Below are 2,095 nucleotides of genomic sequence, written 5' to 3' on the forward strand. Positions count from 1 at the left end.
GCCCTCGACTTCCGGCACGGCACGCCCGCGCTCGCCGACTTCCCCGTGGCGCGCTGGCTCCAGTCGCTCCAGGAGGCGTACGGCAGGGCCGACGCCGCCGCGCTCGGCTATGGCCCTGCCGAGGGCTCGCCCAGGCTGCGCACGGAGATCGCCACGCTGGTGCGGCAGAGCCGCGCCCTGGACGCGTCCGCCGACCGGATCATGGTCACCGGCGGCGCCACCCAGGCCATGGACATCCTCGTCAGGATGCTGGTGAAGCCGGGGGACGTGGTCGTCATCGAGGACCCGAGCCATACCGTGCTGCGCCAGGTCTTCGGCTGCTCCGAGGCCACCGTGGTACCCGTACCGGTGGACGAGCAGGGGCTGCGGGTCGGTGACATCGACGCGTGTGTGCGGGCGCAGGGCCACGACCCGGCGCGGGTCAGGCTGGTGTACGTGACGCCGTCGCACCAGTTCCCGACCGGTTTCATCATGTCCGAGGAGCGTCGGCGCGCCCTGCTGGACTGGGCCTACGAGCGCGGCGCGACGATCCTGGAGGACGACTACCACAACGAGTTCACCTTCACCGCCGAGCGCCTGCCCGCCCTGGCCGCCGCCCGGCACCGGGACACCGTCGTCTACGTCGGCAGCTTCAGCAAGACGCTCTTCCCCGCGCTGCGGATCGGGTACGCGATCCTCCCGCCGCACCTCGTGCAGCCCTTCCTCGGCATCAAGTGGATCACCGACCGGCTGACGCCCACCGTCGACCAGGACGGGCTCGCCCACTTCATCGCGACCGGCGCCTACACCCGTCACATCAGCCGGATGACCCGGCTGTACCGGCAGCGCAGGAGCCGCCTCATCGAGGTCCTGCTCGAACACTTCGGCTCCGAGGTGCGCATCTCCGGCGAGGCGGCGGGCCTGCACGTCCTGGTCACGCTCACCGGCACGCGCGGCGCGACGGAGGCCGAGATCGCCCGGCGCGCGGCCGGACGCGGGGTGCGGATCTACCCCGCGTCCGGCTACTTCGTACGGGAGGTGCCCGCCGAGCCGACCTTCCTGGTCGGGTACGCGGCCCTGACCACCGCCCGCATCACCGAAGGCATCGCGCTGCTGGCCGCCGTCGTGCGGGAGGTCAGGGACGCGTCGCCCGCGAGGCGCCTGCCCGGGTGAAGCGCGGGCGGTGGAAGCGGGCCCGCTGGGCGTACGGCACGGTGCAGTCGAAGACGACCTTGGCGGTGCGGCCGTCCGCCGAGAGGGCCGGGGAGTAGCCGGTGGACTGCGTCGGGTCGAGCGGGAAGCCCTCCCTGTCCGGCAGCACCACCACATCCCGGTCCGCCTGCATCCGCGTGGTCATCGCCCACCACAGGTCCTCGTCGGACTCCACGTCGACGTCCTCGTCGACCGAGACGACCATCTTGGCCATCCGGAACTCCTCAAGGACCGACTCCGAGGCCTTGCGCACCACTTCGTCGTCGGCGGCCGAGCGCTTGTGGAACCACTGGAGCACCACCATGAGCTGGCCGCCGCCCGCCGTGTGGCAGTGCACGGCCTTCACCGGGGCGTCCCACTCCCGCAGCCGCCCCAGCACCGCCGCCTCCATCCCGAAGCCGAGCAGCACCGACTGTTCGTGGCCGGGTCCCGAGACGGCCTGGAGGATGGCGCCGTCGCGTGCGGTGATCCCGGTGATCCGGACGGTCGGCAGCGCGGGGTGCGCGCGCCCCTGGTAGCCGAGGAACTCCGGGGTGGCGGCGGTCCCGCGCGGATTCTCCGGCGCCAGATCGGGCAGGAGCTCGCCCTCCAGGACGTACTCGGCGTCCGCGACGTACTCCGCGTCCACCGTGCGGCACCGCGCGAGCTCCACCGGCGCCCCGCCCAGCGCGCCCGCCACCGCCAGCTCGTCGAGCCCGGTGGGCACGAGGGAGGTCGGGCAGCAGGAGGAGAGCAGCACGGCGGGGCCGAGACCCAGGTGGATGGCGACGGGCAGCGGACGGCCCGCCCGCAGCGCCGACCGGTACGCCGCCGGGGGGGGGGGGGGGGGGGGGGGGGGGGGGGGGGGGGGGGGGGGGGGGGGGGGGGGGGGGGGCGGCGCCGGGTGCCGTACAGGCCCATGAGC

Annotated in this window: 2 protein-coding genes; one reads left to right on the forward strand and one right to left on the reverse strand. The window is 74.1% G+C overall.

What is annotated here, in order from left to right; genetic code table 11:
- Positions 1-1,152: MocR-like pyridoxine biosynthesis transcription factor PdxR (pdxR, locus tag AB8Z36_RS38365; protein ID WP_369217988.1), on the forward strand; the 1,152-nt coding region annotated here is incomplete at its 5' end.
- Here pdxR and AB8Z36_RS38370 read toward each other — a convergent pair.
- Entirely contained in the window at positions 1,115-1,984 is an 870-nt protein-coding gene (locus tag AB8Z36_RS38370; RefSeq protein WP_369217989.1) for a UbiD family decarboxylase domain-containing protein, read from the reverse strand. The two genes, pdxR and AB8Z36_RS38370, sit on opposite strands and share 38 nt — an antisense overlap.
- Positions 1,985-2,095 lie beyond the last annotated feature (111 nt).

The sequence above is a fragment of the Streptomyces flavofungini genome (assembly GCF_041028215.1).
Taxonomy (GTDB): domain Bacteria; phylum Actinomycetota; class Actinomycetes; order Streptomycetales; family Streptomycetaceae; genus Streptomyces; species Streptomyces flavofungini_B.